The 26,703-nt window shown below is 33.6% G+C and carries 25 protein-coding genes and 1 other annotated feature; of the genes, 21 read left to right on the top strand and 4 right to left on the bottom strand.

Features of this window, described 5'->3' with window-relative positions; translation table 11 throughout:
- Positions 1–135: 135 nt before the first annotated feature.
- From CD29_RS10220 to CD29_RS10145, 16 genes are all read left to right on the top strand, one after another.
- A complete protein-coding gene (locus CD29_RS10220) occupies positions 136–1,548 on the top strand; it encodes an FAD-binding oxidoreductase (RefSeq protein WP_036186197.1) in 1,413 nt (470 codons plus the stop codon).
- Positions 1,541–2,887 carry a (Fe-S)-binding protein gene (locus tag CD29_RS10215; RefSeq protein WP_036186194.1) on the top strand — a complete coding sequence of 449 codons (1,347 nt, stop codon included), beginning with the start codon at positions 1,541–1,543 and terminating at the stop codon, positions 2,885–2,887. Before CD29_RS10220 ends, CD29_RS10215 begins: the two co-directional genes overlap by 8 nt.
- A 146-nt stretch (positions 2,888–3,033) precedes the next feature.
- Positions 3,034–4,293, top strand: a complete 1,260-nt coding sequence (locus tag CD29_RS10210; RefSeq protein WP_036186192.1) for a M48 family metallopeptidase — start codon at positions 3,034–3,036, stop codon at positions 4,291–4,293.
- A 90-nt stretch (positions 4,294–4,383) separates the two neighbouring features.
- A complete protein-coding gene (locus CD29_RS10205; RefSeq protein WP_052124113.1) occupies positions 4,384–5,478 on the top strand; it encodes a sensor histidine kinase in 1,095 nt (364 codons plus the stop codon).
- Positions 5,478–6,122, top strand: a complete 645-nt coding sequence (locus CD29_RS10200) for a response regulator transcription factor (protein WP_036186190.1) — start codon at positions 5,478–5,480, stop codon at positions 6,120–6,122. The genes CD29_RS10205 and CD29_RS10200 overlap by 1 nt, the downstream gene beginning before the upstream one ends.
- Positions 6,123–6,332: 210 nt before the next feature.
- A complete protein-coding gene (locus CD29_RS10195) occupies positions 6,333–7,265 on the top strand; it encodes an ABC transporter ATP-binding protein (protein WP_036186395.1) in 933 nt (310 codons plus the stop codon).
- Positions 7,266–7,276: 11 nt separating this feature from the next.
- Positions 7,277–8,539 (top strand): ABC transporter permease, encoded by a 1,263-nt coding sequence (locus CD29_RS10190; protein WP_036186188.1) that lies wholly within the window; start codon positions 7,277–7,279, stop codon positions 8,537–8,539.
- The gene (locus CD29_RS10185) at positions 8,536–9,642 is read left to right on the top strand and encodes an ABC transporter permease (protein ID WP_036186186.1); all 1,107 of its coding nucleotides are present in this window, start codon (positions 8,536–8,538) and stop codon (positions 9,640–9,642) included. The genes CD29_RS10190 and CD29_RS10185 overlap by 4 nt, the downstream gene beginning before the upstream one ends.
- 198 nt (positions 9,643–9,840) lie before the next feature.
- Positions 9,841–12,054, top strand: a complete 2,214-nt coding sequence (locus CD29_RS10180) for a peptidoglycan D,D-transpeptidase FtsI family protein (RefSeq protein ID WP_036186184.1) — start codon at positions 9,841–9,843, stop codon at positions 12,052–12,054.
- A 244-nt stretch (positions 12,055–12,298) separates the two neighbouring features.
- Positions 12,299–13,285: a PstS family phosphate ABC transporter substrate-binding protein gene (locus tag CD29_RS10175; RefSeq protein ID WP_036186181.1), complete on the top strand. Its 987-nt coding sequence runs from the start codon at positions 12,299–12,301 to the stop codon at positions 13,283–13,285.
- Positions 13,286–13,378: 93 nt separating this feature from the next.
- Positions 13,379–14,326, top strand: coding sequence for a phosphate ABC transporter permease subunit PstC (gene pstC, locus CD29_RS10170; protein WP_036186179.1), 948 nt, complete (start codon positions 13,379–13,381; stop codon positions 14,324–14,326).
- Position 14,327: 1 nt separating this feature from the next.
- Complete coding sequence (pstA, locus tag CD29_RS10165; protein WP_036186177.1) at positions 14,328–15,206, top strand: phosphate ABC transporter permease PstA; 879 nt, start codon at positions 14,328–14,330, stop codon at positions 15,204–15,206.
- 24 nt (positions 15,207–15,230) lie between these two features.
- Positions 15,231–16,067, top strand: coding sequence for a phosphate ABC transporter ATP-binding protein PstB (gene pstB / locus CD29_RS10160; protein ID WP_036186392.1), 837 nt, complete (start codon positions 15,231–15,233; stop codon positions 16,065–16,067).
- A gap of 19 nt (positions 16,068–16,086) precedes the next feature.
- Positions 16,087–16,743: a phosphate signaling complex protein PhoU gene (gene phoU / locus CD29_RS10155; RefSeq protein ID WP_036186175.1), complete on the top strand. Its 657-nt coding sequence runs from the start codon at positions 16,087–16,089 to the stop codon at positions 16,741–16,743.
- Between the two features lie 114 nt (positions 16,744–16,857).
- Positions 16,858–17,089, top strand: a binding site (T-box leader).
- Between the two features lie 132 nt (positions 17,090–17,221).
- On the top strand, positions 17,222–18,610 hold the full coding sequence (gene trpE, locus CD29_RS10150; protein WP_036186173.1) for an anthranilate synthase component I: 1,389 nt from the start codon (positions 17,222–17,224) through the stop codon (positions 18,608–18,610).
- Positions 18,607–19,188, top strand: coding sequence for an anthranilate synthase component II (locus tag CD29_RS10145; RefSeq protein WP_036186172.1), 582 nt, complete (start codon positions 18,607–18,609; stop codon positions 19,186–19,188). The genes trpE and CD29_RS10145 overlap by 4 nt, the downstream gene beginning before the upstream one ends.
- 285 nt (positions 19,189–19,473) lie before the next feature.
- Here the strand turns inward: CD29_RS10145 and CD29_RS10140 are convergent, their stop codons facing one another.
- Together CD29_RS10140 and CD29_RS10135 are read right to left on the bottom strand one after the other, a co-directional pair.
- Positions 19,474–19,944 carry a glutathione peroxidase gene (locus CD29_RS10140; protein WP_036186171.1) on the bottom strand — a complete coding sequence of 157 codons (471 nt, stop codon included), beginning with the start codon at positions 19,942–19,944 and terminating at the stop codon, positions 19,474–19,476.
- Positions 19,945–19,961: 17 nt separating this feature from the next.
- The gene (locus tag CD29_RS10135) at positions 19,962–21,179 is read right to left on the bottom strand and encodes an MFS transporter (RefSeq protein ID WP_036186170.1); all 1,218 of its coding nucleotides are present in this window, start codon (positions 21,177–21,179) and stop codon (positions 19,962–19,964) included.
- Between the two features lie 141 nt (positions 21,180–21,320).
- Here CD29_RS10135 and CD29_RS10130 point away from each other — a divergent pair, with 141 nt between their 5' ends.
- Positions 21,321–22,208, top strand: a complete 888-nt coding sequence (locus tag CD29_RS10130) for a LysR family transcriptional regulator (RefSeq protein ID WP_036186168.1) — start codon at positions 21,321–21,323, stop codon at positions 22,206–22,208.
- A gap of 22 nt (positions 22,209–22,230) precedes the next feature.
- Here the strand turns inward: CD29_RS10130 and CD29_RS10125 are convergent, their stop codons facing one another.
- Positions 22,231–22,731 (bottom strand): MltG/YceG/YrrL family protein, encoded by a 501-nt coding sequence (locus CD29_RS10125; protein WP_036186167.1) that lies wholly within the window; start codon positions 22,729–22,731, stop codon positions 22,231–22,233.
- Positions 22,728–23,171 (bottom strand): hypothetical protein, encoded by a 444-nt coding sequence (locus CD29_RS10120; protein ID WP_036186166.1) that lies wholly within the window; start codon positions 23,169–23,171, stop codon positions 22,728–22,730. The genes CD29_RS10125 and CD29_RS10120 overlap by 4 nt, the downstream gene beginning before the upstream one ends.
- A gap of 161 nt (positions 23,172–23,332) precedes the next feature.
- On the opposite strand from CD29_RS10120, the gene rpmG reads away from it, so the two are divergent.
- The 4 genes from rpmG (at position 23,333) to CD29_RS10100 (ending at position 26,643) form a co-directional block, all read left to right on the top strand.
- Positions 23,333–23,482: a 50S ribosomal protein L33 gene (gene rpmG, locus CD29_RS10115; RefSeq protein ID WP_036173524.1), complete on the top strand. Its 150-nt coding sequence runs from the start codon at positions 23,333–23,335 to the stop codon at positions 23,480–23,482.
- A 76-nt stretch (positions 23,483–23,558) separates the two neighbouring features.
- Positions 23,559–24,158: a 5-formyltetrahydrofolate cyclo-ligase gene (locus CD29_RS10110; protein WP_036186164.1), complete on the top strand. Its 600-nt coding sequence runs from the start codon at positions 23,559–23,561 to the stop codon at positions 24,156–24,158.
- Positions 24,142–24,348 (top strand): YqgQ family protein, encoded by a 207-nt coding sequence (locus tag CD29_RS10105; protein ID WP_036186162.1) that lies wholly within the window; start codon positions 24,142–24,144, stop codon positions 24,346–24,348. Before CD29_RS10110 ends, CD29_RS10105 begins: the two co-directional genes overlap by 17 nt.
- Positions 24,349–24,747: 399 nt before the next feature.
- Positions 24,748–26,643 (top strand): LTA synthase family protein, encoded by a 1,896-nt coding sequence (locus CD29_RS10100; RefSeq protein WP_036186389.1) that lies wholly within the window; start codon positions 24,748–24,750, stop codon positions 26,641–26,643.
- Positions 26,644–26,703 lie beyond the last annotated feature (60 nt).

The following is a 26,703-nucleotide window of genomic DNA, read 5'->3' as shown; positions in this document are numbered from 1 at the left end:
TTACTAGCTCTATTTTTTTTGTTTGAAGCACATATCAAAAGAGCAGTTTTAATACCAATATATTATAATTAGTGTATAATATTTAAATATTCTGAATTAAGAAATCAATATACTAGAAAGTCTAGGGGTGAGTATATGGATCAACAAATTATCCAACTTTTTATAAATATTGTTGGTGAAAAAAATGTTAAACAATCAACTGCACAATTACTTGCATATTCATACGATGCAACAGCGAATTTTCAGGCTTTGCCGGATTTAGTTTTGTCTCCGCGAAATACTGAAGAAATTTCAGAAATTCTAAAAATATGTAATGAATACAAGATTCCTATAGTGCCAAGAGGATCTGGCTCAAATTTGGCTGCAGGAACAGTTCCAAATCAAGGCGGAATCATTTTGCTATTTAACCATATGAATCAAATAATAGATTTTGATAAAGAGAATTTAACCATTACAGTTCAACCAGGGATGATTACTGCGGATATTTGTAACTTTGTAGAAAAAGAAAACCTTTTTTACCCTCCTGACCCAAGCTCTATGAAGATTTCTACAATTGGTGGAAATGTAAGCGAAAATTCAGGTGGATTGCGCGGACTTAAGTATGGTGTAACAAAGGATTATGTAAAAGGACTCACAGCAGTTCTCCCAAATGGTGAAATTATTAAAACTGGTGGAAAACTTGCGAAAGACGTTGCGGGCTATGACCTTACATCGTTATTAGTCGGTTCTGAAGGGACCCTCGCAGTTATAACCGAGATAACGTTAAAACTCATTCCTCTACCTAAGTACAAAATGACAAGTATTGCTTATTTTCAATCACTTGAGGAAGCAGCAAAAACAGTTTCAGCAATCATTGCACATAAAATCATACCAGTAACACTTGAATTTCTTGATAAAAAGACAATCGATGCCGTTGAGCAATTCATGAACATAGGGTTATCAACAGACGTAGAGGCGATGCTTATTTTTGAACAGGACGGAGACTTAAAGCAGGTGGAACAAGATATAAAGCTGATGACGGAAATAGCAGTAAAACATGGTGCAACCTTTAGTAAAATTGCAAATGATGAAAGCGAAGCTGAACAACTTAAAACTGCACGTCGTGTAGCTTTATCCGCATTATCAAGACTTAGACCTACAACTATATTAGAAGATGCGACAGTACCTCGTTCTGCCATAGCTGAAATGGTTAGAAGAATCGATGAAATTGCTGAAAAATATCAACTTACAATTGCGACATTTGGTCATGCTGGGGATGGTAATCTACATCCAACTTGCCTTACAGATGTACGAGATCAAGAAGAAATAAAACGGGTTGAATTAGCTCTAGAAGAAATATTTGAAGTAGCACTATCTTTGGGGGGGACTATTACAGGGGAACATGGTGTTGGTGAAATGAAAGCTCCTTATTTAGAATGGAAAGTTGGAGAAGCAGGGATTCAACTGATGAAAGGTTTAAAAGCAGCCTTTGACCCAAATAACATCATGAATCCTGGAAAAATATTTGCGAAGGAAACTAAAAAGAGGGTGGTGCTGCAACATGTCTAGTAATCTAGTAATGAAACAATCTTTTCAAAAGCATATCGATGAAGAATTGCTACTAGATTGTATGCGTTGTGGTTTTTGTCTATCATCCTGTCCAACATATATCCATTCGGAACAAGACGAAACACAATCGCCACGTGGAAGAATTGCTCTCATGAAAGCGATAAGAGATGGAAAAGTACAATGGGATTCATCTGTTGAGGAATCATTTAATTTGTGTTTAGGTTGTCGTGCATGTGAACCAGCCTGTCCAGCAGGTGTACAGTATGGCGCTTTAATTGAACAAACTAGAGAGGCCATTCAGGAAGTTAAGCCACAGAGAAGATTAGTGAAAACCGTTCGTAACGTTACTTTTAACCACCTTTTTGCAAATAAAAAAGAGTTAAATCGAGCGGTTAAATTAGTTCGCTTTTATCAAAAGTCTGGACTTCAAAAGGTAACAAGAAAAATAGGCTTTTTAAATTTGTTTCCCCCTTTTATGAAAGACATGGAAAAGGCTCTTCCTGACGTACCGAAAAAGGTTGAACATTTAAAACCGATAAAAACATCAACAACTAAAGTGGCATTTTTTACTGGATGTTTGATGGATTCTTTGTTTAAAGAAATCAATGACAAGACAGTAGAACTGATTAAACTACTAGGAGCAGAAGTAGAAGTGCCTGCTAACCAACAATGTTGTGGGGCATTGCATGCTCATAGTGGAGAATTACAGAAAGGTATTGGAAACGCAAAATTAAACGTTGAAGCATTTGATAGCGATGAGTACGATTATATTGTTAACAATGCGGGTGGATGTGGAGCATTTTTGAGTGAATATGAAAAACACCTAAACAATAATCCTTTGTATGCAGAAAAAGCAAAACGTTTCTCAAGTAAATTAATTGATATTTCTTCATTACTTGTTAAGTTAGGCATAATCGACTATTTAAAAACATTCCCTTCTTCTGAATCGTCAGTTGTTGCAACATATCAAGATTCTTGCCATTTACGCAATGTGAATAAAGTCTTTGAACAACCTAGATTGATACTTAGAAATCTACCAGGATTACAATATGAAGAAATGACAAAGGCAGATAGTTGCTGTGGCTCAGCAGGTATTTATAATCTATTACAACCTGAAATGGCTGGTAAAATATTAGCTACAAAAATGGGCTATGTTAAGGAAGTGAACCCTACTTACATTGTAACCTCTAATCCTGGTTGTTTAATGCAAATGAAAGCAGGAATTAGTAAAGAAGGTTTGACTAGTACTATTCAAGCGGTTCACATCGTCGAACTTATTTATGAACAACTTAAACAAGAATCTAAAAATATAAAAAAGTATGAGCCAATACTTCATTAAACAATATTGATTTGATTTAAAAAATGAAAATTTGTATAAGGTTTCAATACTCACGGGTTCACAAGTTTTAATAAAGTATAGAAGTTCTATAAATTTAACAATTTGCTTATATTAGTGAAGTAAGCGATAAATTTAGGTGGGTGACTATGGCAAAAAAATGGGGAATCCGGGCGGTATTGGCCTTTTTGATTTATCTACTAATTATGTATGTGTATATTTTTCACCTAAACGATGGGGGAATTCCAGTGTCACTTTTAGGTTCAACAAGTGATCCTAAAACCTTCATGACTGGACAAGAACTAATCTTAAGTGAAGAATATTCAAAAATTAGAAACTTTTTATTTTTCATTTTGACACCATTTGAATGGTTAATGTATTTCTTTATTTTAATCTCTGGGTTATCGTATCTTTTCGAAAAATGGTCGATGGTTTCTAAATGGAAAGTAATTCATAATTCAATCTATTTGTTTTTATTATCACTGTTAACATTTGCAGTCTTTTTTCCAATTAACTATTTACGTTATACATTAAGTAAAGGATATGGAATTAGTACACAAGACTTTTCATCTTGGATGAGAGATAATGTAATTGATTTTTGGGTAAATTTTGTGATTACTGTTATTGTTATTTCTGTTCTTTATTGGATCATTAAGAAAAGTACAAAGAGATGGTGGTTATATGCATGGCTACTAACAATACCATTTTCAATTTTTTTAATGTATTTACAGCCTGTAATCATTGACCCACTGTATAATGAGTTTTATCCTTTAAAAAATAAAGAACTTGAAGAAAAGATATTACATTTAGCAGAGCAAGCAAATATTCCTGCTGAACATGTATTCGAAGTGAACATGGCAGATAAAACAAATGCCTTAAATGCTTACGTAACTGGAGTAGGGGATAATTCGCGAATTGTTCTATGGGATACTACTTTAGAACGTTTAACAGATGAAGAAATTCTTTTTATCATGGGTCATGAAATGGGCCATTATGTCGAGAAACATATTTATATAGGAATCTTCGGGTATATACTTATGATGTTCGTTGGTCTTTGGTTGATTTCAAAAATTATGCCATGGTTCATTAAAAAATATGGAAAAGTGTTTAAGATTACAAACATTCACCAGATTCATTCATTGCCGTTGTTACTGTTACTATCTTCCTTTTTACTTTTTTTCTCGAATCCTATTTTTAACACGGTTTCAAGATATCAAGAAGCAAGAGCAGATCAGTTTGCCCTAGAAATTGTTCAAGAACCTGAAGCTGCAATTACAGGGTTCCAAAAGCTAGCAAAAGCAGGTTTAAGTGAAGTGAATCCACCTGCCTTAGTGAAATGGTTTAGATATACCCATCCACCGATGATTGAAAGAATAAAAACTATCGAAGATACAATAAAGAATAAATAAAATTAAAGGAGGCGATTTGGAAAGATATCCTAACGCTTCCTTTATTCATGTTATAATAATTTTAGAAATTTTTAAAATTGAGGTAATTTTATGCTGGAACTGTTGTTTAGATACGGTAGTTTAACTGTATTAACCTTTATTGTTTTGTTTCAATCTTATGCTGTTAATGGTTCAATTGTTAGTTTAATTATTATTTTAACAATTCTATTACTCTCTTATTTTTTAATTCCAGTACTTAAAAAACCACTCATCAATTACATAATAATTAGTTCTGTTATACCAGTTTCAGCTGTTTTAAATCACAATATGGAGTATTTATTACTTTTACTCTCTTTCTTTTTAATTGAAGGGTCTTTAAACTTAACAACTCGCAATTTTTATATTTTTAGTTCCTACTCAATGATCGTTTTCATTGTTATTGCATTCTTTTCTTATCTTCCAATAAACAGTCTTCTACTCATCATCCTTTTTGTTATCTGTGCTAGTTTCTTACATCATGCAGTGATTGAAAATAAGGAGAAAAAGGAATTATATGAACAGCTTTTATTGCAATATAGAAAATTAAAAAGGTTATCTGTAGAACAGGAAGAACTTGTCCGTGCAGAAGAAAGAACTAAAATAGCAAGGGATATGCATGACTCAGTTGGCCATAAACTCACAGCTTTACTGATGCAATTAGAAGTGATGGACCTTCAAAATGAAAGTCGTTCAATCTTACAAAATGTAAAAAGTTTAGCTAGAGAAAGTTTGGAAGAAACTCGATTTGCAGTACATCAATTAAAATCAAGTGAAACAACTGGTATTCAATCTGTCATTCAATTAATTCGAAAACTAGAGATGGAGAGTCATCTAATGATTAAGTTCACATTAGAAAAAGGAATTCTCTCTATTCCATTATCGAATGCCCAATCCATAGTTTTATATAGGGTTTTACAAGAGTCATTAACAAACGCTATGAAACATAGTGAATCGAAAGAAGTTGAAGTAATCCTAGCGATGAACTCTTTGCAACAAGTACAGTTTTTTGTGAAAAATAAAGTATTTTCTCACTACCCAATAATTCTTGGATTTGGCTTAACAAATATGAAGGAGCGTCTCCAAGAGATTGGCGGTGATTTACGAATAAATAATACCAATCAACAGTTTATAGTTGAAGGGACATTTCCATTAAGGAGAGAAGATTAATGGCAATTCATATTCTACTAGTTGAAGACCAAGCAATTGTTCGGAATGGTTTGAAAATGATTATAGAACAAGATAAAGAATACCAAATTGTTGCAGAAGCAAGTAATGGATTCGAAGCATTAGAAATTTTAGAAAAAGTACATATCGATTTGATATTAATGGACGTAAGAATGCCCAAAATGAACGGCATAGAAGCAACAAAAAAAATAAAAGCACGGTTTCCTTCGATGAAGATACTTATTTTAACAACGTTTGATGATGAAGAATATGCTTACCAAACGTTAAAAGATGGTGCTATGGGTTTTATATTAAAATCATCTGATCCCAAAAAACTACTTCAATCTATTCGAAGTGTTCGAGAAGGTGGATTAGTCATACAAGAAGATGTTGCAGCGAAACTAATGCCGAAACTCCTACAGCACCAACTCAAGCCACAAATAGATGAACAACTTATCAACTTATCTGAACGTGAATTAGAGATTGTAAAATTGGTTGGGGAAGGTAAAACAAATAAAGAAATTGCTACTTTACTATTTTTATCTGTTGGAACTGTAAAAAATCACATTACACATATTTTACAAGAGTTGGAGTTACGAGATCGAACACAGATCGCCATTTATGCTATTAAAAATGGTCTCGTTTAACTTAATAAGGATGAGGACTAATAAAGTTTAGTCTAGTATAGGCTGTGAGCAATGGGAATTCATATTAAAAACAAGGAGTAGTCTTATGATTTGAGGCTACTTTTTTATTTTTTTGTGACTCAGGTCATGTCAATGGATGACGCAAGTGACTTCTGATAAAAAGAAAATATTGATATCGTTCTACATAGAGAGGAAAGGATGGCGAAAAGTATGCTTGAAGTTGTAAATTTATCAAAAGTCTATAAAAAGAACAAGGCTGTCGATCAAGTGAACTTTTATATTGAACCTGGTGAAATTGTTGGTTTACTTGGGCCGAATGGTGCGGGGAAATCAACGACAATTGCGATGATTTCTACACTGATTTCTCCAAGTGCAGGTGATGTGTTATTACAAAATCATAACGTGATTAAGGATCCAACGAAACTACGAGAAATTTTAGGTGTAGTACCACAAGAAATTGCGTTGTACGGAGATTTTACTGCCCGGGAAAACTTAGAGTTTTTTGGAAGTGTGCATAAAATGCCTAAGAAATTATTGAAGGAAAGAATTGAAGTCGTTTTAAAGCAAATTGGATTAGAACATGAACATAAAAAGCTAGTTAAACATTATTCAGGTGGAATGAAAAGAAGGTTGAATATTGGTGTAGCCCTTTTACACGAGCCACAATATTTAATAATGGATGAACCAACAGTTGGAATTGATCCACAATCTCGTAATCATATATTAGAAACGGTTAAACAGCTGAACCAAGAGATGAAAACAGCCATTATTTATACAAGTCATTACATGGAAGAAGTCGAATATTTATGTAACCGAATTTACATTATGGATAAAGGTCGTATAATTGCTTCGGGTACAAAAGAGGAAATAAAATCCATACTTTCTTCTGAAAAAATTATTGTTGTAAAGTTTAATAGACATTCAAATTCATTAATAAAAGAATTGATGGATCAACCTTTACTTTCAAATGTGAGCGTGAAAGAATCGGAGGTTAGTTTTACGGTTGCAAAAGATACGAATTTCTTACCTTTGTTAATGAATCTATGTGATCAATATAAAGTTGTCCTAAACAGTTTCCAAGTTGAAGAACCAACATTAGAAGATGTATTTCTTCATTTAACTGGGCGCGCATTGCGTAATTAGGAGGAGAATGGATGTTTTTATCATTAATAAAAAAACAAGTTAAACTGTTTTTACGTAGCCCTTCAGAATTATTATTACTTCTTGCAATGCCCGTCGGATTAATCCTAATATTAAGCTTTGCTCTTGGTTCAATTTGGGATGGTAATTCAGAATTTAAAAAAATAGAAGTTGCAGTAGTTCAACATAATGATGAAGTAGGGCAAATGGAAGAATTTTTAAATACTCTAAGTAAAAGGATTCCTGTAAATGATTTGATGGTTCAAAATATAGAAGAAATGTTACCCGTATCTACACTGCTAAATCAAGTACTTGGTAACCCTGAAGCCCAAGAATTTATAACAGTTACACAACTCGAAGTAAATGAACTAGAATTGGCTAGAAATAACGGAAAATACAATGCAATAATTGAAATTCCGGAAGGATTCACGGTTGATTACCTAAGTTCTTTATTTTTAGAAGATGAAGAAGATATACCGTCGTTCCAAGTCTATTTAAATGAATCTGAACAGACGACTTCGGTAATTCTTCAAAATATATTAGATTACTATCAATACCAGTACTCGTTATTTTCACAGCTCGGAAAAAATCAATTATTTACTGAAGAAATATCGGTTCCAACACTAGATTTAACTTCTGAGATTCGCACGGTTGCATCAAAAGAGCACATTACATCGAGCACTTATTATACCTTTAGTATGAGCGTGATGTTTATATTATTTCTAGCTAGTACTATTGCTAGCCAAGCTTATTTAGAGAAGGATTCACATATCTTTGACCGGATCCTACTTGCTCAAGTTCATCCTTTAGTCTATTTAGCAAGTATTGTCGTTTCTACTATTATTTTAACGATGCTACAAATCGGTATATTATTCCTATTTAGCTATTACGTTTTTAAAATTCCATTTACAAATTTACTTTTATACTTACTAATTACATTTATGGTTTCACTCGTAATAGGTGGAATCAGTGCACTACTTTCTTCACTGAATTATAGAAGTAATTCTGCTACGGCATCTAATCTTTTTTCAAATGCATTCGTGGCGATTCTAGCATTACTAGGAGGCAGCTTCTTTAATATAAGTGGATTATCACCTGTATTAGCGGAAATCGGTTTATGGACGCCAAATGGTGCAGCGTTGGAAGGATATTTAAGACTTATTCAAGACGGTACGATTAGCAGTATTCAGCAGATCTTACTGAACCTTGGAATATTAGCGTTTGTCTTTATTTTACTTGCATTTCTGTTGTTCCCGAAAAGAGGTGGTCTTGCATGATGAATATATTAAAATCTAAGTTTTTACTGTTAGCACGACAACCCGCTAGCTTTATCATTATTACAATTGTAATTTGTGTTTTTGCCTTTGTATTAGGATTAGGACAACAAGCCAAGGTACCAATCGCGGTATATTCTGATTTAAAAGAAGATCTTACAAATGATATAGTAGAAAAGTTAAATGAATTCCCTCTTTCTAAATTTACTATTTACGAGGAAGAAGAAGCGTTGAGAAAGGTTGAAGATGGTGAAGTAGATGTCACAATTCATTTACAAAATGAAGGATTTGACTTAATAATTGCTCCGGATTATATGGAAGCACCAGTCTTACAAAATCAATTGACAACATTATATGGGGAAATTATGCAGAAGGATGCTATCTTAAATTCGTTTCCTTTAGGAATGCAATCTCAGGTTGAAACTGTACTTAATGAAGCTGAACAACACCCTAGTTTCCAAGTTCATTATTCCAACTTTTCAAATGATGAGGGTTTTATATGGGATGCTAAACTTCAAAGCCTATTTGGATTTACTTTGTATATGGTGATCTATACAGTAGCAAACGGTGTATTCCATATTGTAATAGAACGTAGGAATAATATATGGGATCGCTTGACAATATCTTCTATGAGTAAAACGAAAATATATTTAGCGAATCTAACATATAGTTTTTTACTTGGGTATATTCAAGTGGCATTAGTTCTATCAATATTTAACTTTGGTGTTGGAGTTAATTTCTACGGTGGTTATATCAATGCGCTAATTGCTGTCATACCATATTTACTATGTATCGTGGCTTTGTCAATATTTATAGCATCTATTTCGAATACGCCAGGTAAATTTAACGCATATATATCTGTAGTTGCAGTTCCCATTGCAATGATTGGTGGAGGATTTTGGCCGTTAGAGATCGTTACATCAGAAATCATGCAAGCTATTTCTTATATTTCGCCTATTAAATACGGAATGGATTTATTATATGGAGTCACTTTATTTGGTGAGCCACTAACTGCCATGATAGAACCTATTAGTGTCTTGTTGTTTATGACTGTTCTGCTCATGGGATTAGGTATAAACTTTTTAGAGAAAAAAGAACAAAGATAGCTGTTGGAAGAGGGTATTTACTCTCTTCTTTTTACATTTACTTTACTTCAAAAATTAGTTTGAAATTGAGAAACCAAGTAAGGAATAATCCGTCTTAAATGATAGCTAGTACTTCTTTTTAATTAAATGATATACTAAAATGTAATGCATGAATACAGATTAACTGATTCAGTTTATTAAGTGAAAAGGAGGTTGCAAATGAGGAAATTGCCAAAAAATAACCGAGCGACAAGTGTGAAGGCAAAATATCGTGCGAATTTATCTTTTCGTATGAATGTCCTGTTCTTTTCTATTTTTGTTTTATTTTCTCTTTTGATTTTTCGATTAGGCTACCTGCAAATTGTTAAAGGAGAAGACTATGTTCGTGCAATAGAGAGAACAGAAGAAATTTCAGTAAACACAAGTGTTGCTAGAGGTAGAATTTATGACCGTTTTGGCAGAATTCTTGTTGATAATGAACCTGAAAATGCCATTACTTATACAAAAATGCCTAGTACAACTTCTAGTGAGATGCTTTCCATTGCTGAACAATTAGCAATGCTTATCGAACAACCAACGAAGCGAATTACATACCGTGATAAACTGGATTTTTGGATATTACGTAATAAAGATGAAGCATACGCAAAAGTTTCAAAAGAAGAAGAAGCAGAACTTAAAGCAAATGAAGAACTAGAGGCAAAAGAAGTACAGGTAGAAATCGACCGATTAGTACGTGAACGTATAACAGATGAAGAATTAGCAGAATTGACGGAATATGATTTAGAAGTATTAGCAATTTACCGTGAAATGACGTCTGGATATTATCTTTCTCCACAAATTATTAAAAATGAAGATGTTACACCAGAGGAATTTGCTCGTGTTTCAGAGCGTCTTTCAGATTTACCTGGTGTAAACACAACGACTGATTGGAAACGAGTAAAGCTAGCACCTCTTTCTGTATTAGGAAGAACTACGGTACCTAGCAAAGGTATTCCATTAACAAAACTTGATTATTACTTAGCTAGAGACTATTCACGAAACGATCGAGTTGGGGAAAGTTATTTTGAGGCTCAATATGAAGAATTACTACAAGGTAAAAAATCAGTAGTAAAAAATATTACAAACAAACAAGGTCAAGTTGTCGATACTGTCACTACCTATGAAGGTGAGCCAGGGAATGATTTAGTTTCAACAATTGATATTGAGCTTCAATTAGAAGCAGAGCGTATCGTTGAAGAAAAGTTATTAGAATTAAAATCTATGGGTGGCTCTAAATTATTGGATCGGGCATTTTTTGTTATGATGAACCCTAATACGGGTGAATTGTTAGCGATGGTAGGAAAAAAAATTGAAACAGATCCTACAACAGGTGAAAATTATGTTATTGACTTTTCCTACGGTACATTTACATCAGCTTATGAAGCTGGATCTACCATAAAAGCTGCAACAATATTAATGGGGTATAAAGAAGGCGTTATTAACCCTGGAACTCGATTAATAGATCAACCAATTAAACTTTTAAATACAGATCCAAAAAGCTCAATATTTAACCGTTCTGGTGCAATACCTATGGATGATATTAAAGCATTGGAGAGATCTTCCAACTCATATATGTTCCAAATAGCTATGTTCATGGGCGGTACGAACTATACTTATAACATGCCGCTTATCATTAGAGACAATACTTTAAGTAAAATGCGTAATGGTTATGCTGAATTTGGTCTTGGGGTAAATACTGGAGTAGATTTGCCAGGTGAAGCATCTGGTTTTAAAGGGATTCCAGATAATGCAGGTGTCATCTTAAACCAAGCTATTGGACAATATGATACTTATACAACCTTACAACTTGCACAATATATGTCGACAATTGCAAATGGGGGCTATCGCATTCAGCCGAGAATGTTGAAAGAAGTTCGAGAACCTTCAGAAGATGGTCAAAAATTAGGTTTATTAGTAGAGGAAGTCACTCCTACTGTATTAAATCGGATTTCTAATACAGAAGAAGAAATAGAACAAGTTAAAAAAGGTCTAAGACAAGTGTATATAGGATCGCAAGGTTCTGCTCGTGGTAATTTCGCAAACGCTCCTTACACAGCTGCTGGTAAAACAGGAACAGCCGAGGTAGTTTATTTTGGTCCAATTAGAGAAGAATGGGGAACAGATACGGTTACTTTATCTCATGCTGGATTTGCACCTTATGATAATCCAGAAGTTGCATATGCGGTAATGATTCCGTGGGCGTCAACTAATTTTAATATTTACTTGCCACATAATAATGAAATTGCAAGAGAAATTTTAGATTATTATTTCGAACTTAAAAAGAAATACACAGAAAATGGACTTTCATCAAGCACTGTAGAACAGCAAATTTTACCACCAACAACTGATGAAAAAATTGATGAAGAAACAGAAGAACAAATCGTTGAAGAATAAATATTCAGTTAGACTCAAAAGGGATTTTTTCCTTTTGAGTCTTTTTTTATTTTTTAAACAAAATATTAATATATGATTCAAAGCAAAAAATAATCACTAAGCTCAAAGAAAAAAACTAGTAGGTTTACAATCTCTTAACATTTCGCACAATCTCTTAACATTACGTTTATATGACATCAACAAAAAAATTTTATAGTATTCCTTGTAAGACAACTTACTATGAATTTGATGGAGGAAATAAAACATGAAAAAATGGAAGTACTTAACGATGACAGCTGTAGTTGGTTCAGCTTTATTCTTAGCAGCTTGTGGATCTAACGAAGCTGGAGAAAAAGAAACTGATACTAACAAAGGAACAGAAACTAATACAGGTTCTGAAACTACAAATAATGAAGTAGCACAACTTACTGGTTCAGTTTCAGGTGACGGTTCATCTACAGTTGCTCCAATTACAGAAGCATTAGTAGAAATATATGAAGAAGAACAACCAGAAGTTCGAGTATCTTCAGGTGTTTCAGGTACTGGTGGAGGTTTTGAAAAATTCATCGCTGGTGAAACTGACTTCTCAAACGCTTCTCGTCCAATCAAAGATGAAGAAAAAGCTAAGTTAGCAGAAGCTGGTATTGACTATACAGAATTCCTACTTGCTTATGATGGTTTAACAGTAGTAATTAACCCAGAAAATACTTGGGCTACTGAATTAACTGTAGAACAATTACAACAAATTTGGGTTGAAGATGGAACAACTAAAAAATGGTCTGACATCGATCCATCTTGGCCAGCTGAAGAAATCTTATTCTACTCACCGGGTACTGACTCAGGTACTTATGACTACTTCGATGAAGTAATTTTAGATGGTGCTGATTTAGTGAAATCGGCTGAATTATCAGAAGACGATAACGTTCTAGTAACTGGTGTTGCTGGAGATAAAAATGCAATTGGATTCTTCGGATATGCTTACTACTTAGAAAACACTGACAAATTAACTGCAGTTAAAGTTAATGGTGTAGAACCAAACAGTGAAACAATTGAAAAAGGCGAATATTCTCCACTTTCTCGTCCATTATTCGTTTACGCAAAAAACAGTGCACTTAAAGACAATGAAGCATTCTATAATTTCATGGAATTTACATTGAAAAACGCTGGTGACATGGCTGGCGAAGTAGGCTATGTACGTTTACCAGATGCAATGTATGAAGAAGGATTAAAAACTTTAGAAGGTTTAAAATAATATTCTTAACTTGATAAACTAGATTTTTTAAAATGTGTGGGTAAATCTAGCGCCCACACATTTTCTCACGTGTATATGAAGGGAGTTTATATTATGGCTTCGCAAGACTTAAGGAACGGTCAATCGATACAAGATTTGATCGCAAAGTCTCGAAATAGAAAAGGTAAAAAAATTACAGAAAAAACAATGCCAATATTATTATTTATAGCTGCATTTATTTCTGTATTAACAACAATAGGAATCGTCTTCACATTAATTTTCGAGACCTTTGAATTTTTTCAGAGAGTATCAATTACAGATTACCTATTCGGTACTCAATGGTATCCATTTTCAGGGAATAATCCGACGTTCGGTGTATTAGCTCTAATTATGGGTACATTAAAAGTAACTGTAATCGCAGTAATTGTTGCGGTTCCAATAGGATTAGCGGCTGCTATTTATTTAAGTGAATACGCTTCGGATAGAGCACGCCGTTCTATTAAACCGGTATTAGAAGTTTTAGCTGGCGTACCAACAATTGTTTATGGATTCTTCGCTTTAACATTTGTAACACCGATCTTACAACAATTGATACCGTCACTGAAAATATTCAACGCGCTTAGCCCAGGAATTGTGGTAGGGATTATGATTATCCCTATGATTGCATCATTATCAGAAGATGCGATGAGTTCCGTTCCAAATTCAATTCGAGAAGGTGCACTCGCTCTAGGTGCAACCAAATTCGAAGTCGCTATTAAAGTTGTACTACCAGCCGCATTGTCAGGGATCATTTCATCCATCGTATTAGCAGTTTCCCGTGCTCTTGGTGAAACGATGATTGTATCACTTGCAGGTGGGGCTTCACCGTCATTTGACTTTAGCGTTACTGGTTCTATTCAAACAATGACAGCTTACATCGTTCAAGTATCATCAGGTGATGCTGGTTATGGTACGACAATTTACTATTCTATTTACGCAGTAGGTTTTACGCTGTTTATCTTTACATTAATCATGAATTTACTTGCACATTACATTTCAAAACGCTTCAGAGAGGAGTATTAATATGAGATACATCGATGATTCTGTCGTAATGAAGCGTATGAAAACCCGATTAAATAAAAACAAAAGTTGGAAAGCACTTTTTCTAACAGGTACTTTATTTGCTTTATTATGCTTAGTTATATTATTAGTTCGCATTGTTACTCAAGGAATTGGTTATTTAGATTGGGATTTTATCACAAGTTTTGCATCGCGCTCTCCAGAAAGAGCTGGTATTAAAGCAGCTCTAATTGGTTCAATTTACATGATGTGTATTATAGCGCCAGTTTCCATGATTCTAGGTGTATCAACAGCAATATATTTAGAAGAATATGCAAAGAAAAATAAAATTAATGATTTTATAAGAATGAATATCTCAAACCTAGCTGGGGTACCATCAATCGTATTCGGGTTACTTGGTTTAACGATCTTTGTTCGTGCTCTAGCTTTAGGGAAAAGTTTATTGGCTGCTGGATTTACGATGAGTTTATTGATTCTTCCTGTTATTATCGTTGCTGCACAAGAAGCGATTCGTGCAGTACCGAAAGAACAAAGGGAAGCATCTTATGGTATGGGTGCAACAAAATGGCAAACTATCACACGTGTTGTACTACCAGCCGCTATTCCTGGTATTTTAACAGGTAGTATCTTGGCGTTATCACGTGCAATTGGTGAAACAGCACCATTAGTTGTTATTGGTATTCCAGTTATTTTGCGTTTCTTACCAGATAGTCTACTAAGTGAATTTACTGCTCTACCAATGCAAATTTATGACTGGGCAAAACGTCCACAAGAAGAATTCTTATATGTCGCTTCAGCAGGGATTATTATTCTTATGCTGTTCCTAGTGATTATGAACTCTATTGCAATTTTCATTCGCAATAAGTTCTCAAAAAGATATTAAGGAAGTGGAATAGTGGTACAGACTATGATGAAAAATGAAAATAATATTAAAATAAATGTTCAATCGTCACAAAATGTCGGTGAAGAAATAACTGCTACAAATGAAAAAAATACGGTTTTCGGAACTAACAATTTCAATTTATGGTATGGTGAACACCATGCACTAAAAGAAATTAATTTAGATATTAAAGAAAATGATGTTACAGCCATTATTGGTCCTTCGGGTTGCGGAAAATCTACCTATATCAAAGCATTAAACCGTATGGTAGAATTAGTACCAATAGTTAAAACCAATGGTGAAATTAACTATCGTGGACGAAATATTTTTGATGCAAATTATCAAGTTGAAGAGTTACGTACACATGTGGGAATGGTTTTCCAAAAACCAAATCCATTCCCAAAATCAATTTACGATAATATTGCATATGGTCCACGAATCCATGGTATTAAAAACAAAAAAGTTCTTGATGAAATTGTTGAAAAATCATTAAGAGGAGCGGCAATCTGGGACGAAGTAAAAGACCGTTTAAACCAAAATGCGTATGGTTTATCTGGTGGACAGCAACAACGTATTTGTATTGCTCGTTGTCTTGCAATTGAACCTGATGTTATTCTGATGGATGAGCCTACATCGGCTCTTGACCCTATCTCTACATTAAAAGTAGAAGAACTTGTCCAAGAATTGAAAGGGAACTATTCAATTGTTATCGTGACGCACAATATGCAACAAGCTGCCCGTATTTCCGATAAAACTGCATTTTTCTTAAATGGTGAAGTCGTGGAATTCGATAATACAGATAAAATTTTCTCTACGCCTAGAGATCAACGTACAGAAGATTATATTTCAGGTCGCTTCGGTTAATTTTAGGAGGAGTGTCGTTATGAGTCGTGAACGTTTTCAGGCAGAAATGCAATCAGTACAAAAAGACTTTTTAAAATTATGTGATCAAAGTATTGATCGCCTTGAAGAATCATTCTCTGCTCTTATCAAAAAGGATATTGATACAGCACAGGATATTGTAAAACGTGATGCTGAAATTAATCGTTTTGAAGAGGGTATTAATGACAGAGTAATTTTACTTTTAACGAGACAACAACCCGTTGCTACTGATTTGCGTAGAATGGTTGTTCTGTTGAAAGCCGCTTCCGATATGGAACGCGTTGGTGATTATGCTGTAAATATTGCTAAAGAAACTATCCGTATTGGTAATGAGCCATTTATTACTTCGGTTGAGTTACTAGAAGATATGTGCTTAAAAGCAACTCAAATGTTAAGACAAATTGTGGATGCTTTTGTTGAAGAAAATACGACAAAGGCTAAAGAAATTGCTGAACTGGATGACCAAGTTGATGAAATGTATGGAAATATGATTAAACAATTAATGCAACTTTCAAGTTTGAAACCAGAAAGTGTTCCACAAATTACTAATCTAGCTTTCATTTGCCGTTATATAGAGCGTTGTGCAGATCTTGCAACAAATATCGCTGAATATTTACTGTATTTGAAAAAAGGTCAACGATTTGACCTAAACAATTAATTTTTGAGGACTCCTTTTTTAAAAGAGGAGTCCTTTTTCGTAATTTCCGGCTTAACTTTCAAATTTATTTGAATAGTTAATCTATATCGTTTAAAATATTTATAATTGTATATTTAAAAAGCGATGATGAAAAAAAGTAATATTATGAAGTGTTTCAGAGAGCTAGCATAAGGTGGGAGCTAGTACATGACATAATATGAATGGGCTTTCTAGCTACTGGTACTGAAATTATAGTAGGTACTAGCGTATAGTTACGTTATAACAAGTAGAGTGGACTAAGACAGTTACGTACAGATAATTTTGTTTTAGTCAATAAAGGTGGCACCACGGCTTATCCGTCCTTTTTGTGATGGAAAGCCTTTTTTTATTTGCGGATTATTCAACCTAAAATGTTAGAATCCGTAATAGAATGGACCATGTTGCGTCTTTTCTATCCAAATTTAGTAATAGAACATGAGCCGAGAGGAGTTAGTTGAGAATGATTAGTACAGATCAGCATTTTGTTATCCGTGAGTTACAAGGGGATATGATGACACCCATTTCTGTTTTTCGAAGTTTGAAGGGTAAACGAAAGGTATTATTTGAATCATCTGCAAAACATGAGGAAAGTGGTAGATATTCATTTATAGCGGTTGACCCTATTGCAGAATTAAGAGGCAACAATTATACTTACTCGTATTGTTTTGAAAATGAAGAAGTAGCTATTGAAGAAGGTTCTGTACTCGAAAAATTACGTGAAATCATGCCGATTCAAAATAATAGTTATCCATTTTCATTTTTTGGTGGAGCAATTGGTTATTTTGGCTATGATACTGCCTTTTATAGTGAAAAAATTGGTGAAGTATTACCAGATGAGCTAAATATGCCAGATGTGCATCTTTATTTTTATGATACATTTATTGTTTTTGATCATTTATTACAAACAGTTACAATTGCTTCGATTGATTTGTTTCAACAAAATCGTACTACTGAAAATATGAATCAATCGATTGAAAAAATTGAAGAAGAAATTAAAAGCGGCCAAACATTTCAACAAGATGAACTAGCTTCTGTTCAATTTCATCCAACGGTTCGTAAAGAGCAGTTTATTCAAATGGTTGAAAAGGCAAAAGAGCATATCGCTTGTGGAGACATTTTCCAAGTTGTGTTATCTCAAAGGTTCCATGCTTCATATAATGGGGATCCCTTTAGTTTATATAGAAAATTAAGAACATCGAACCCTTCACCATATATGTTTTATCAAGAGTATGATGAATATACGATTTTAGGTACTTCGCCAGAAAGTTTAGTAAAAGTAAATAATCGAATGGTAACAACAAATCCCATTGCCGGAACAAAACCTCGAGGTAAAACTTCTGAGGAAGATTTAGAATTAGAAAAACTTTTGCTTCAAGATGAAAAGGAAATAGCAGAACATAGAATGCTTGTGGATTTAGGCAGGAATGATATTGGGCGTGTGAGTAAAATAGGTTCAGTAAAGGTAAGTAAATATATGAACATTGAACGTTATAAATATGTCATGCATATCGTTTCTGAAGTAGTTGGCGAACTAAAAGATGAGATACATGTATTAGACGTATTAACATCATCTTTACCAGCCGGAACAGTATCAGGTGCTCCTAAGATACGTGCAATGCAAATTATAAATAATTTAGAAGAAAAAAAACGCGGAGTTTATGCAGGTGCTATAGGTTATATTTCAGTTAATGGGAATATGGATCTTGCGTTGGCAATCCGTACAATGATTGTAAAAGATGAAAAAGCGTATGTTCAAGCAGGTGCAGGAATTGTGTATGATTCAATCGCAGAATCGGAATATGAGGAAACGCTGAACAAAGCAAAAGCGTTATTGGAGGTCCAAAGATGATTTTATTAATCGATAATTATGATTCGTTTACCTACAATTTATATCAACAAATTTCAAATCTCGGTAAAGAAGTGAAAGTAGTTCGAAATGATGCTTTAACAATTGAAGATATTCGTGAACTAAAACCTGAAGCAATAATACTTTCCCCAGGGCCAGGTACGCCAAAAGAGGCAGGTATTACAGTAGATGTGGTAAAAGCATTATATAAAGAATTTCCGATTCTAGGGATCTGCTTGGGACATCAATCAATTGGTGAAGCATTTGGAGGACAAATTGTTCGTGCAAAAAATATAATGCACGGAAAACTTTCTAAGTTGTCATATGAGAAAAAAGGGCTGTTCAGTTATCTTGATGGTGAAATCAGTGTTATGAGATATCATTCTCTAATCATTGAACCGTCTACCCTACATGAAGATTTAGAGGTTATTGCCATATCATTGGATGATCAAGAAATTATGGCTATACAGCATAAACACTATCCAATTTACGGATTGCAATTCCATCCCGAATCAATAGGTACAGAAACAGGTACGAAAATGGTTGAAACTTTTTTAAATACCGCTGTAGTTTCAAGTTAATGTTCAAATAAGAGGCATGGACAAAAGATAACTTTCAACCAAAAGTCAGTATTACGTATAATAAAAATCCGCTAACGCTATATTAGAAAGTCGTTCGTTGGAGAGGCATGCGAAGACTCCTGCAGGATGTAGAAGCAGTCATGAGACCCCGGAGCTTTAGCTCCCGGAGGCTCATGGCTTCCCTGCGGAAAGCGAAGCATGCATCGGAAACGAACGTCGCTATATCAAAAAGGTACAATCCAAATTGAATGATGGATTGTACTTTTTCACTTATGTTCCAGCCTGTTATAAATATTGTTCAATTTCTTTTACAAATTTCGAAGGTTTATCTGTCGGAGAAAATCTTTTTACGACGTTTCCATCACGATCTATTAAAAACTTTGTGAAATTCCATTTTACATTTTTACCGAGTAGACCTTTTGTGTTTTCGGTTAAATACTTAAATAATGGATGTGCTGCTTCTCCATTAACCTTTACTAAATCATGCATTGGAAACGTAACCCCATAAGATAATCGACATGCCTCTGCGGCCTCACTACCTGATGAAAGTTCTTGTTTGAATTGATCCGAAGGGAACCCTAAAACTTCAAATCCTTGTTCGCGATACTTTTTATACAAATCTTCTAAATCATCAAATTGCCCAGCAAGACCGCATTTTGTAGCTGTATTTACAACAAGTAAAACTTTTCCCTTGTACCGTTCAAGTAAGTATTGTTCACCATTTTCAGTAGTGACTTTAAAGTCATAAATGTTCATGTAATCCCTTTCTTCCCTTAGTATTGCAGATGGTCTTCCAGTTTTGTATGTGCTTTCTTACTCAATACGAAGAGTATAACAGCAAATAAGAAGGAAGTAATTAAAAAAGCACTGATAAATGCAATTACTCCATTCCATCCCCACATTGACCAAAAGATTCCACCAATTGTTCCACCTACACTAGAACCGAAATAATAAGCAAATAAATACAGGGAGGATGCCTGAGCTTTGTCTTTTTTCGCACGAAAGCTTACCCAACCGCTTGCGATGGAATGTGATCCAAAAAATCCAAAAGTAAAAACAACAATCCCTACTATTTTTAAGAGTAGGTTCACATTAAGAGTTATAAGAGCCCCTGTAAACATAATGATAATTCCGATGAATAAAACCTTATGTCTGCCAAACTTATCTGAAAGGCTACCAAACCAAGCAGAGCTAAAAGTACCAACCAAATAGACGATAAATATCCAACCAACAATTCCAGCACTTAGGTTATAAGGCGACCCAACTAACTGGTAGCTTATGTAATTATAAAGTGTTACAAAGCCACCCATTAATGTAAATGCAATACCAAATAAACATATTAAACCGGGGTCTTTTAGATGGGTTACTAAAGATTTTGATAGGCCATTTAATTCAAGTTTTCTAGGAACAAAGTTTTTAGATTCTGGTAACGCCCAAACAAAATATATTGATACTAGTAAACTAATAATTCCTAATATGATCATTCCAGTTTGCCAACTAAATAGATCGGTCATCGTTCCCATAATTACACGACCAGAAAGGCCCCCAATTGAGTTTCCGCTTATATATAACCCCATGGCAATACCTAAACTTGACGGATCTACTTCCTCACCTAAATAGGCCATTGCTATTGCTGGAATACCTGCAAATACAAATCCTTGTATGACGCGTAAAAAAAGTAATATTTCAAAGGTTGGTGCGAATGCAAGGGCAATTGTCAATAATGATGCGGCAAAGATGGAAAAAGTCATCAATCGTTTTCGTCCCCAGCTTTCAGAAAGTGAGCCGAATAGAATTAAACTTATTGAAAGAACAATGGTAGCTAAAGAGAGTGATAAACTAGCTATTGTTGGTGATACACCATACTCCAACGAAAATTGCGGAAATAATGGTTGTGTAATATATAAGTTTGCAAAAACAATAAATGCAGCAGCAAATAAAGCTAGATTTGCCATTTTAAATTCTTTCGTACCTTTTTTAAGATAAGTCATGATGATTCGCCTCATTTTAATCGTCAGTTTATGACATTTTTTTGAACATGGAGCCTGAGTTTATTATAATAAGATAAATCATATAATGAAAATTGATTGTTTTTATACATCTTATAAAAATAAGTTATAAGGAGACTGAAGATGGATTTTACTTCGCTTGTTTATTTTCAAACTGTAGCAAAATATGAAAATATGTCTCGTGCAGCTGCAATTTTGCACATCTCTCAACCGGCATTAAGTAAATCCATTTCACTTTTGGAAGAAAATTTAGGGGTCATATTGTTTGATCGTAATGGCCGTTCCATTAAGTTAAATCGATACGGAAAGTTTTTCTTAGAACGAACTGAATTCATTTTAAGAGAATATGAACGTGCAAAAGAAGACCTTCAAAATATGGTAGCCCCAGGACTCGGGGAAGTATCTTTAGGTTTTATGCATACGCTTGGTTTACAAGTGATACCTTCGTTAATGACGCATGTGAAGAAGCCTTTTCCACATATGAAGTTCCAGTTAACGCAAAGCAATTCAAGTGTGCTAATGAAGAAGCTTGAGAATGGAGAATTAGATCTTTGTTTAATATCTTCTTTAGATACAAATAGGGACGTCGTTTGGGAAAAGCTTTGGGATGAGGAACTTTTCTTAATTGTTCCACAAAATCATCCGCTAATCGCTAAAAAAATAGTTAGTGTTGAAGAATTCGCCGAATATCCGTTTATTTCAATTAAAAAAGGAAATTCATTAAGACAATCAGTCGATGAGTTATTTAACAATAATGGTTATAAATTGAATGTAGCTTTTGAAGGGGAAGAAATACATACAGTAGCAGGATTAGTTGAAAGTGGGTTAGGGGTTTCATTAATTCCTAAAATTAAAGGGCTTGACCAGTATAATTTGAAGATTATTCGTGTTAATTCGAAAGATTGTAAAAGAGAAATTGGTCTTGCTTACGTTAATGGTCGATATTTAAGTGATGTAACATTACAATTTTTAGAATTTATACGTACCTACTTCAAGGCTAAGAAAAAATAAGTTAACACTTGCAAGTGTTAACCTATTTTTTACCAGTAAGAATTTTTGCAATTTCTTCAATTGTCATGGATGAATTCAATTCAAATTGGCCAATTTGAATATATTTTGCATATTCGGGTTTCGCTAAAAATAGCTCCAATTCTAAGCCGTTTTTTACAATACCTAAATCTTCGAGTTTTTTACCTATATCATAGGCGGTTAAACCTGAATAGATATGTAGTGTTGCTTCAACTGCGTTATTAGATGTTTTTGTAGCTTCTGGTTTGCCATTTGAAGTATTTGTTGTTTCATCTTGTACCTCATTGGAAGGTTTAATCGCTGTTCCGTCAGTTTGCTGCGAATTTTCTAGTAAAGCAATTTGTTCATTAGCCTTCTCTAATTGTTGTTGTAAAACTGAAATCTGTTCTTTATATTTTATTTCGTTATTATCTGATTTTGTACTCCCAAATTTATCAAATAAAACTAAACTTGCACCTATTAGAAAACAAGCTATTCCAAAAGCTCGGATAGAGGACCTGTTCATTTATTACCTCCACTATTTTTTAGTATGTCTCTAATCTGTTCTTCAGATAAAGTAGACAACTTACTAATTTCAGTAAAGGTATAACCTTGCTTATCAAGTTCAATCACTTGGCGTACAAGAATTTCATTAATAGGCTTGGACTTTTTTACCGTACTTTTACTATGGTCTTGTGAAGAAATGATTTGTTCTGTTAAATTGGGTTTATTCCTATTTAAAGCGCCTTTTTTTGGACTAGTCGGTGACTTAACATGAAAACTAGAATCTAGCAGTAATTCTTCTTCGACAACCTTTAAACGTCTTTTTAATGCATTTGTTTCTTGGTATATACTAATAGAAAGTTCTTCTACATCTTTTTCGATTTTTTTTGAAGTATCTTTTATGAAAAATGATATAATCATTAAAAGTATACCTATTATCAACAATATGATTGAAAAATCCACTTTGCTTCCTCCACTAATTATGTGTTTTAAATAATTTTAACATAAGAAAAGTTAATAATAAATCATAGTAGATTTTTCTTTAGATTATGTTATAATGGGTAAGTCGTATAAATCATGCTCAAAATAAATACAACTTTTCATATAGAGTGGGAGGGTTAATGATGCGCGTAAACATTACATTAGCTTGCACTGATTGCGGTGAACGTAATTACATTTCTAAAAAGAACAAACGTAATAATCCAGAACGTCTTGAACTTAAAAAATACTGCTCACGCGAGAAGAAAGTTACTCTTCACCGCGAAACAAAATAAGTTTTTGCGTCATTGCCAAAACCACTCAAGGTTTTGGCTTTTTGTTTTATATACATAAAAAAGGGGTAGTTTTCAAATGGACAAGAAAGAACTGCGTAAACTTGTTATGTCAAATTTAACACAACTAACAGACGTGCAATATTTTGAGTTATCAAAGATTATTATAGAGAAGCTCTTGTTGGAAACTGCTATACAAAACGCTCAAACAATTGCAATTACTTTATCTAACAGACCTGAAGTAGATACATACTCGTTAATAGAAAAGCTATGGGAAAGAAAGAAAAAAGTTGTTGTACCAAAATGTTCACCAATTGACCGTTCAATGCAGTTCTATGAAATACAAAATTTTGACCAACTTGAAACTGTTTATATGAATTTACGAGAGCCTATTCCAGAGAAAACCATCCTAAGAAATTCCGATGAAATAGATGTAATTATTGTCCCAGGTGTTGTATATGATCTAAACGGATATCGTGTCGGTTTTGGTGGTGGATATTATGATCGCTATCTTGTAAATTATACAGGGACACTTATTTCTTTAGCATTTGATTTACAAATTAGAAAAGAAGTACCACGAGAATCACATGATGTTCCTGTTGATATTATCATTTCTGAAAAAAGCAGGATTGCTTGTTCGTCCAATCGAAAGGAGCTCTCAAATGAAATCAATGATTGATATATATGATTTACTAAAACAATATGGAACGTTTATTTATACGGGGGATCGAATTGGTGATTTAATGTTAATGGAAGATGAAATTCGAGAACTTTATAAAGCGCAAGTATTAGATGTGAAGGATTTTCAAACGGCACTGTTAATTATTCGTCACGAAGTAACAAAACTTGAGACAAAAAATAATAATTAAATAATGTGACCATTCAAATTAGAAGTGATTCTTTTTGGTTAGTATATTAGAAAACAGTGATATGAAATCACTGTTTTCTTTTTGGTAGATAAAAAATTATAATGTGTTTTTGAATTCCACTTAGGGAAGAACATCAGTTCAACGTATTTTGATTGAACTGTGTCTTTCGAAGGGAACCTTTTTATTAAAAGAACGTAAATATTATATGTGGGAATTGTAAAAAACATCTTGAATATTCTAATTTTCAGCATATTGCGTGTAATCCTAAACCTATTGCAATATAGCGAAAAAAATATTATGATAATCTTTGTCTCTCGGGATGAATGTTAAATTAATGTAAAATTTTTTTGAAATCTGTGAAATTTTTATCTTAAATACTAGAAAGGATGATTAGGAATGATGAAGTCAACAAAATGGCCAAAACATTCCATTTTGCTAATAGCGATAATTGCTACTTGGGTTAAAACAGCAATCACCTACCATACAAGTTTTGAAATTGACATTGAAAATGCAATGCAAGAATTTATTTTAATTATAAATCCTTTAAGCTTTTTACTATTTGTTTATGGAATATCATTGTTCTTCAACTCGCCAAAGGTTAAAAATAGTTATTTAATAATTGTAAGTACTTTACTTTCGATTGTACTTTATGCAAACGTAGCTTTTTACCGTTTTTATAACGACTTTATTACTTTGCCGGTATTATTCCAAACAGATAATGTTGGTCAATTAGGATCTTCGATTACAGAAATTGTAAATTGGTATGACTTTTTATTCTTCATTGATGTTTTAGTATTAATTATTGCTATGATTTTTATTCCTCAATTGGATAACAAAATTGCAATTCGAAAAAATGTTCGACGTGCATATTTTGTAATCGCATTGGCAATAGCGTTCTTAAACTTAGGATTAGCTGAAACTGAAAGACCTCAGCTTTTAACTCGTAGTTTTGATCGTGAAATACTTGTGAAAAACATTGGGACATATAATTATCACTTATATGATTTTTATATTCAGTCGAAATCGTCAGCTCAACGTGCACTTGCAAACGGTAGTGAGCTTGTTGAAATAGACAACTATGTTCAGGCAAATCAAGCTTCACCAAACGAAGAAATGTTTGGGAAGTACGCAGGTCGTAATGTGATTTTAGTTCAGTTAGAGTCATTGCAAAATTTTGTTATTAATAATGAAATGAATGGTGAAGTTGTAACTCCATTTTTAAATTCCCTAACAAATGACAAAGATACTTACTATTTCAATGATTTCTATCACCAAACAAGCTTAGGAAAAACGAGTGATTCCGAATTCATCGTTGAGAATTCATTATTCGGATTAGGTCGTGGGGCAGTATTCTTTACCCATGGTGGTAATACTTATAATTCCATGGCTGAACGCCTTGGAAACAACGGGTATTTTACAAATGTAATGCACTCTAACAACGATTCATTCTGGAATCGAGATATGATGTACAAAGCTCTTAATATAGATAAATTCTATGATGTAAATTCTTATTCAGTAACAGATGAAAATTCAGTGAACTGGGGACTAAAAGATATTCCATTTGCTGAGCAATCCGTAGAACTGATGACAGAAATGCCACAGCCTTTTTATTCTCGTCTGATTACGTTAACGAACCACTACCCGTTCTATTTAAATGAAGATGATAAGATGATACCTGAATATACATCTAATTCCGGTACATTAAATCGTTACTTCCAAACAGTTCGTTACTTAGATGAATCGATTAAAGTACTATTCGAACAATTAAAAGAAAAAGGGTTATATGAAAACTCAATCATTGTTATGTATGGAGACCATTACGGTATCTCTGAAAACCATAATAAAGCAATGGCAATGTACTTAGATAAAGAGGAAATTACAGCTTACGATAGTGCATTATTACAATCAGTTCCATTATTTATCCATATTCCTGGTTCAGGAGATGGGAAAGTAGTTGATGAAACTGCAGGACAAATTGATATTCGACCTACAGTTCTCCATTTACTAGGAATTGATACTTCGAATGACATGCAATTAGGTGCAGATCTATTCTCTGAGGAGCACGAAGAATTTGTTATATTCCGCGATGGTCGATTTGTAACAGATGAACTTATCTTTGCTGGTGAAACGTGTTTTGAGCGTCCATCAGGTGAGGAAGTAGACATTGCAGCGTGTCAACCTTATATAGATCGTGCGCAAGTTGAATTAAGTTACTCAGATAAAATTATTAATGGAGATTTGCTCCGTTTTTATGACGAAATGACAGGTAATTTACAGAAAGATGCTGTGCAATAATATAGACTGCGACTTGTTTTGATAACAAGTCGCAGTTTATTTTATGAAAATGATGGAAAA

Origin of the sequence: Ureibacillus manganicus DSM 26584 (assembly GCF_000772945.1) — a bacterium.
In the GTDB taxonomy this organism is placed as follows: Bacteria; Bacillota; Bacilli; order Bacillales_A; family Planococcaceae; genus Ureibacillus; species Ureibacillus manganicus.
Note: the sequence above shows the minus strand (reverse complement) of the source record. Positions and strands in the feature narration are given on the sequence as shown.

Excerpts from the sequence above, each read along its gene's own strand:
- CD29_RS10185 (WP_036186186.1), top strand. The coding sequence starts at position 8,536 with ATGATGAATATATTAAAATCTAAGTTTTTACTGTTAGCACGACAACCC.
- CD29_RS10220 (WP_036186197.1), top strand. The coding sequence starts at position 136 with ATGGATCAACAAATTATCCAACTTTTTATAAATATTGTTGGTGAAAAA.
- pstC (WP_036186179.1), top strand. The coding sequence starts at position 13,379 with ATGGCTTCGCAAGACTTAAGGAACGGTCAATCGATACAAGATTTGATC.
- CD29_RS10195 (WP_036186395.1), top strand. The coding sequence starts at position 6,333 with ATGCTTGAAGTTGTAAATTTATCAAAAGTCTATAAAAAGAACAAGGCT.
- CD29_RS10190 (WP_036186188.1), top strand. The coding sequence starts at position 7,277 with ATGTTTTTATCATTAATAAAAAAACAAGTTAAACTGTTTTTACGTAGC.
- CD29_RS10215 (WP_036186194.1), top strand. The coding sequence starts at position 1,541 with ATGTCTAGTAATCTAGTAATGAAACAATCTTTTCAAAAGCATATCGAT.
- CD29_RS10135 (WP_036186170.1), bottom strand. The coding sequence starts at position 21,179 with ATGACTTATCTTAAAAAAGGTACGAAAGAATTTAAAATGGCAAATCTA.
- CD29_RS10200 (WP_036186190.1), top strand. The coding sequence starts at position 5,478 with ATGGCAATTCATATTCTACTAGTTGAAGACCAAGCAATTGTTCGGAAT.
- CD29_RS10145 (WP_036186172.1), top strand. The coding sequence starts at position 18,607 with ATGATTTTATTAATCGATAATTATGATTCGTTTACCTACAATTTATAT.
- CD29_RS10125 (WP_036186167.1), bottom strand. The coding sequence starts at position 22,731 with ATGAACAGGTCCTCTATCCGAGCTTTTGGAATAGCTTGTTTTCTAATA.
- CD29_RS10100 (WP_036186389.1), top strand. The coding sequence starts at position 24,748 with ATGAAGTCAACAAAATGGCCAAAACATTCCATTTTGCTAATAGCGATA.
- CD29_RS10140 (WP_036186171.1), bottom strand. The coding sequence starts at position 19,944 with ATGAACATTTATGACTTTAAAGTCACTACTGAAAATGGTGAACAATAC.
- trpE (WP_036186173.1), top strand. The coding sequence starts at position 17,222 with ATGATTAGTACAGATCAGCATTTTGTTATCCGTGAGTTACAAGGGGAT.
- CD29_RS10180 (WP_036186184.1), top strand. The coding sequence starts at position 9,841 with ATGAGGAAATTGCCAAAAAATAACCGAGCGACAAGTGTGAAGGCAAAA.
- CD29_RS10210 (WP_036186192.1), top strand. The coding sequence starts at position 3,034 with ATGGCAAAAAAATGGGGAATCCGGGCGGTATTGGCCTTTTTGATTTAT.
- CD29_RS10205 (WP_052124113.1), top strand. The coding sequence starts at position 4,384 with ATGCTGGAACTGTTGTTTAGATACGGTAGTTTAACTGTATTAACCTTT.
- rpmG (WP_036173524.1), top strand. The coding sequence starts at position 23,333 with ATGCGCGTAAACATTACATTAGCTTGCACTGATTGCGGTGAACGTAAT.
- pstB (WP_036186392.1), top strand. The coding sequence starts at position 15,231 with ATGATGAAAAATGAAAATAATATTAAAATAAATGTTCAATCGTCACAA.
- pstA (WP_036186177.1), top strand. The coding sequence starts at position 14,328 with ATGAGATACATCGATGATTCTGTCGTAATGAAGCGTATGAAAACCCGA.
- CD29_RS10110 (WP_036186164.1), top strand. The coding sequence starts at position 23,559 with ATGGACAAGAAAGAACTGCGTAAACTTGTTATGTCAAATTTAACACAA.
- phoU (WP_036186175.1), top strand. The coding sequence starts at position 16,087 with ATGAGTCGTGAACGTTTTCAGGCAGAAATGCAATCAGTACAAAAAGAC.
- CD29_RS10130 (WP_036186168.1), top strand. The coding sequence starts at position 21,321 with ATGGATTTTACTTCGCTTGTTTATTTTCAAACTGTAGCAAAATATGAA.
- CD29_RS10105 (WP_036186162.1), top strand. The coding sequence starts at position 24,142 with ATGAAATCAATGATTGATATATATGATTTACTAAAACAATATGGAACG.
- CD29_RS10175 (WP_036186181.1), top strand. The coding sequence starts at position 12,299 with ATGAAAAAATGGAAGTACTTAACGATGACAGCTGTAGTTGGTTCAGCT.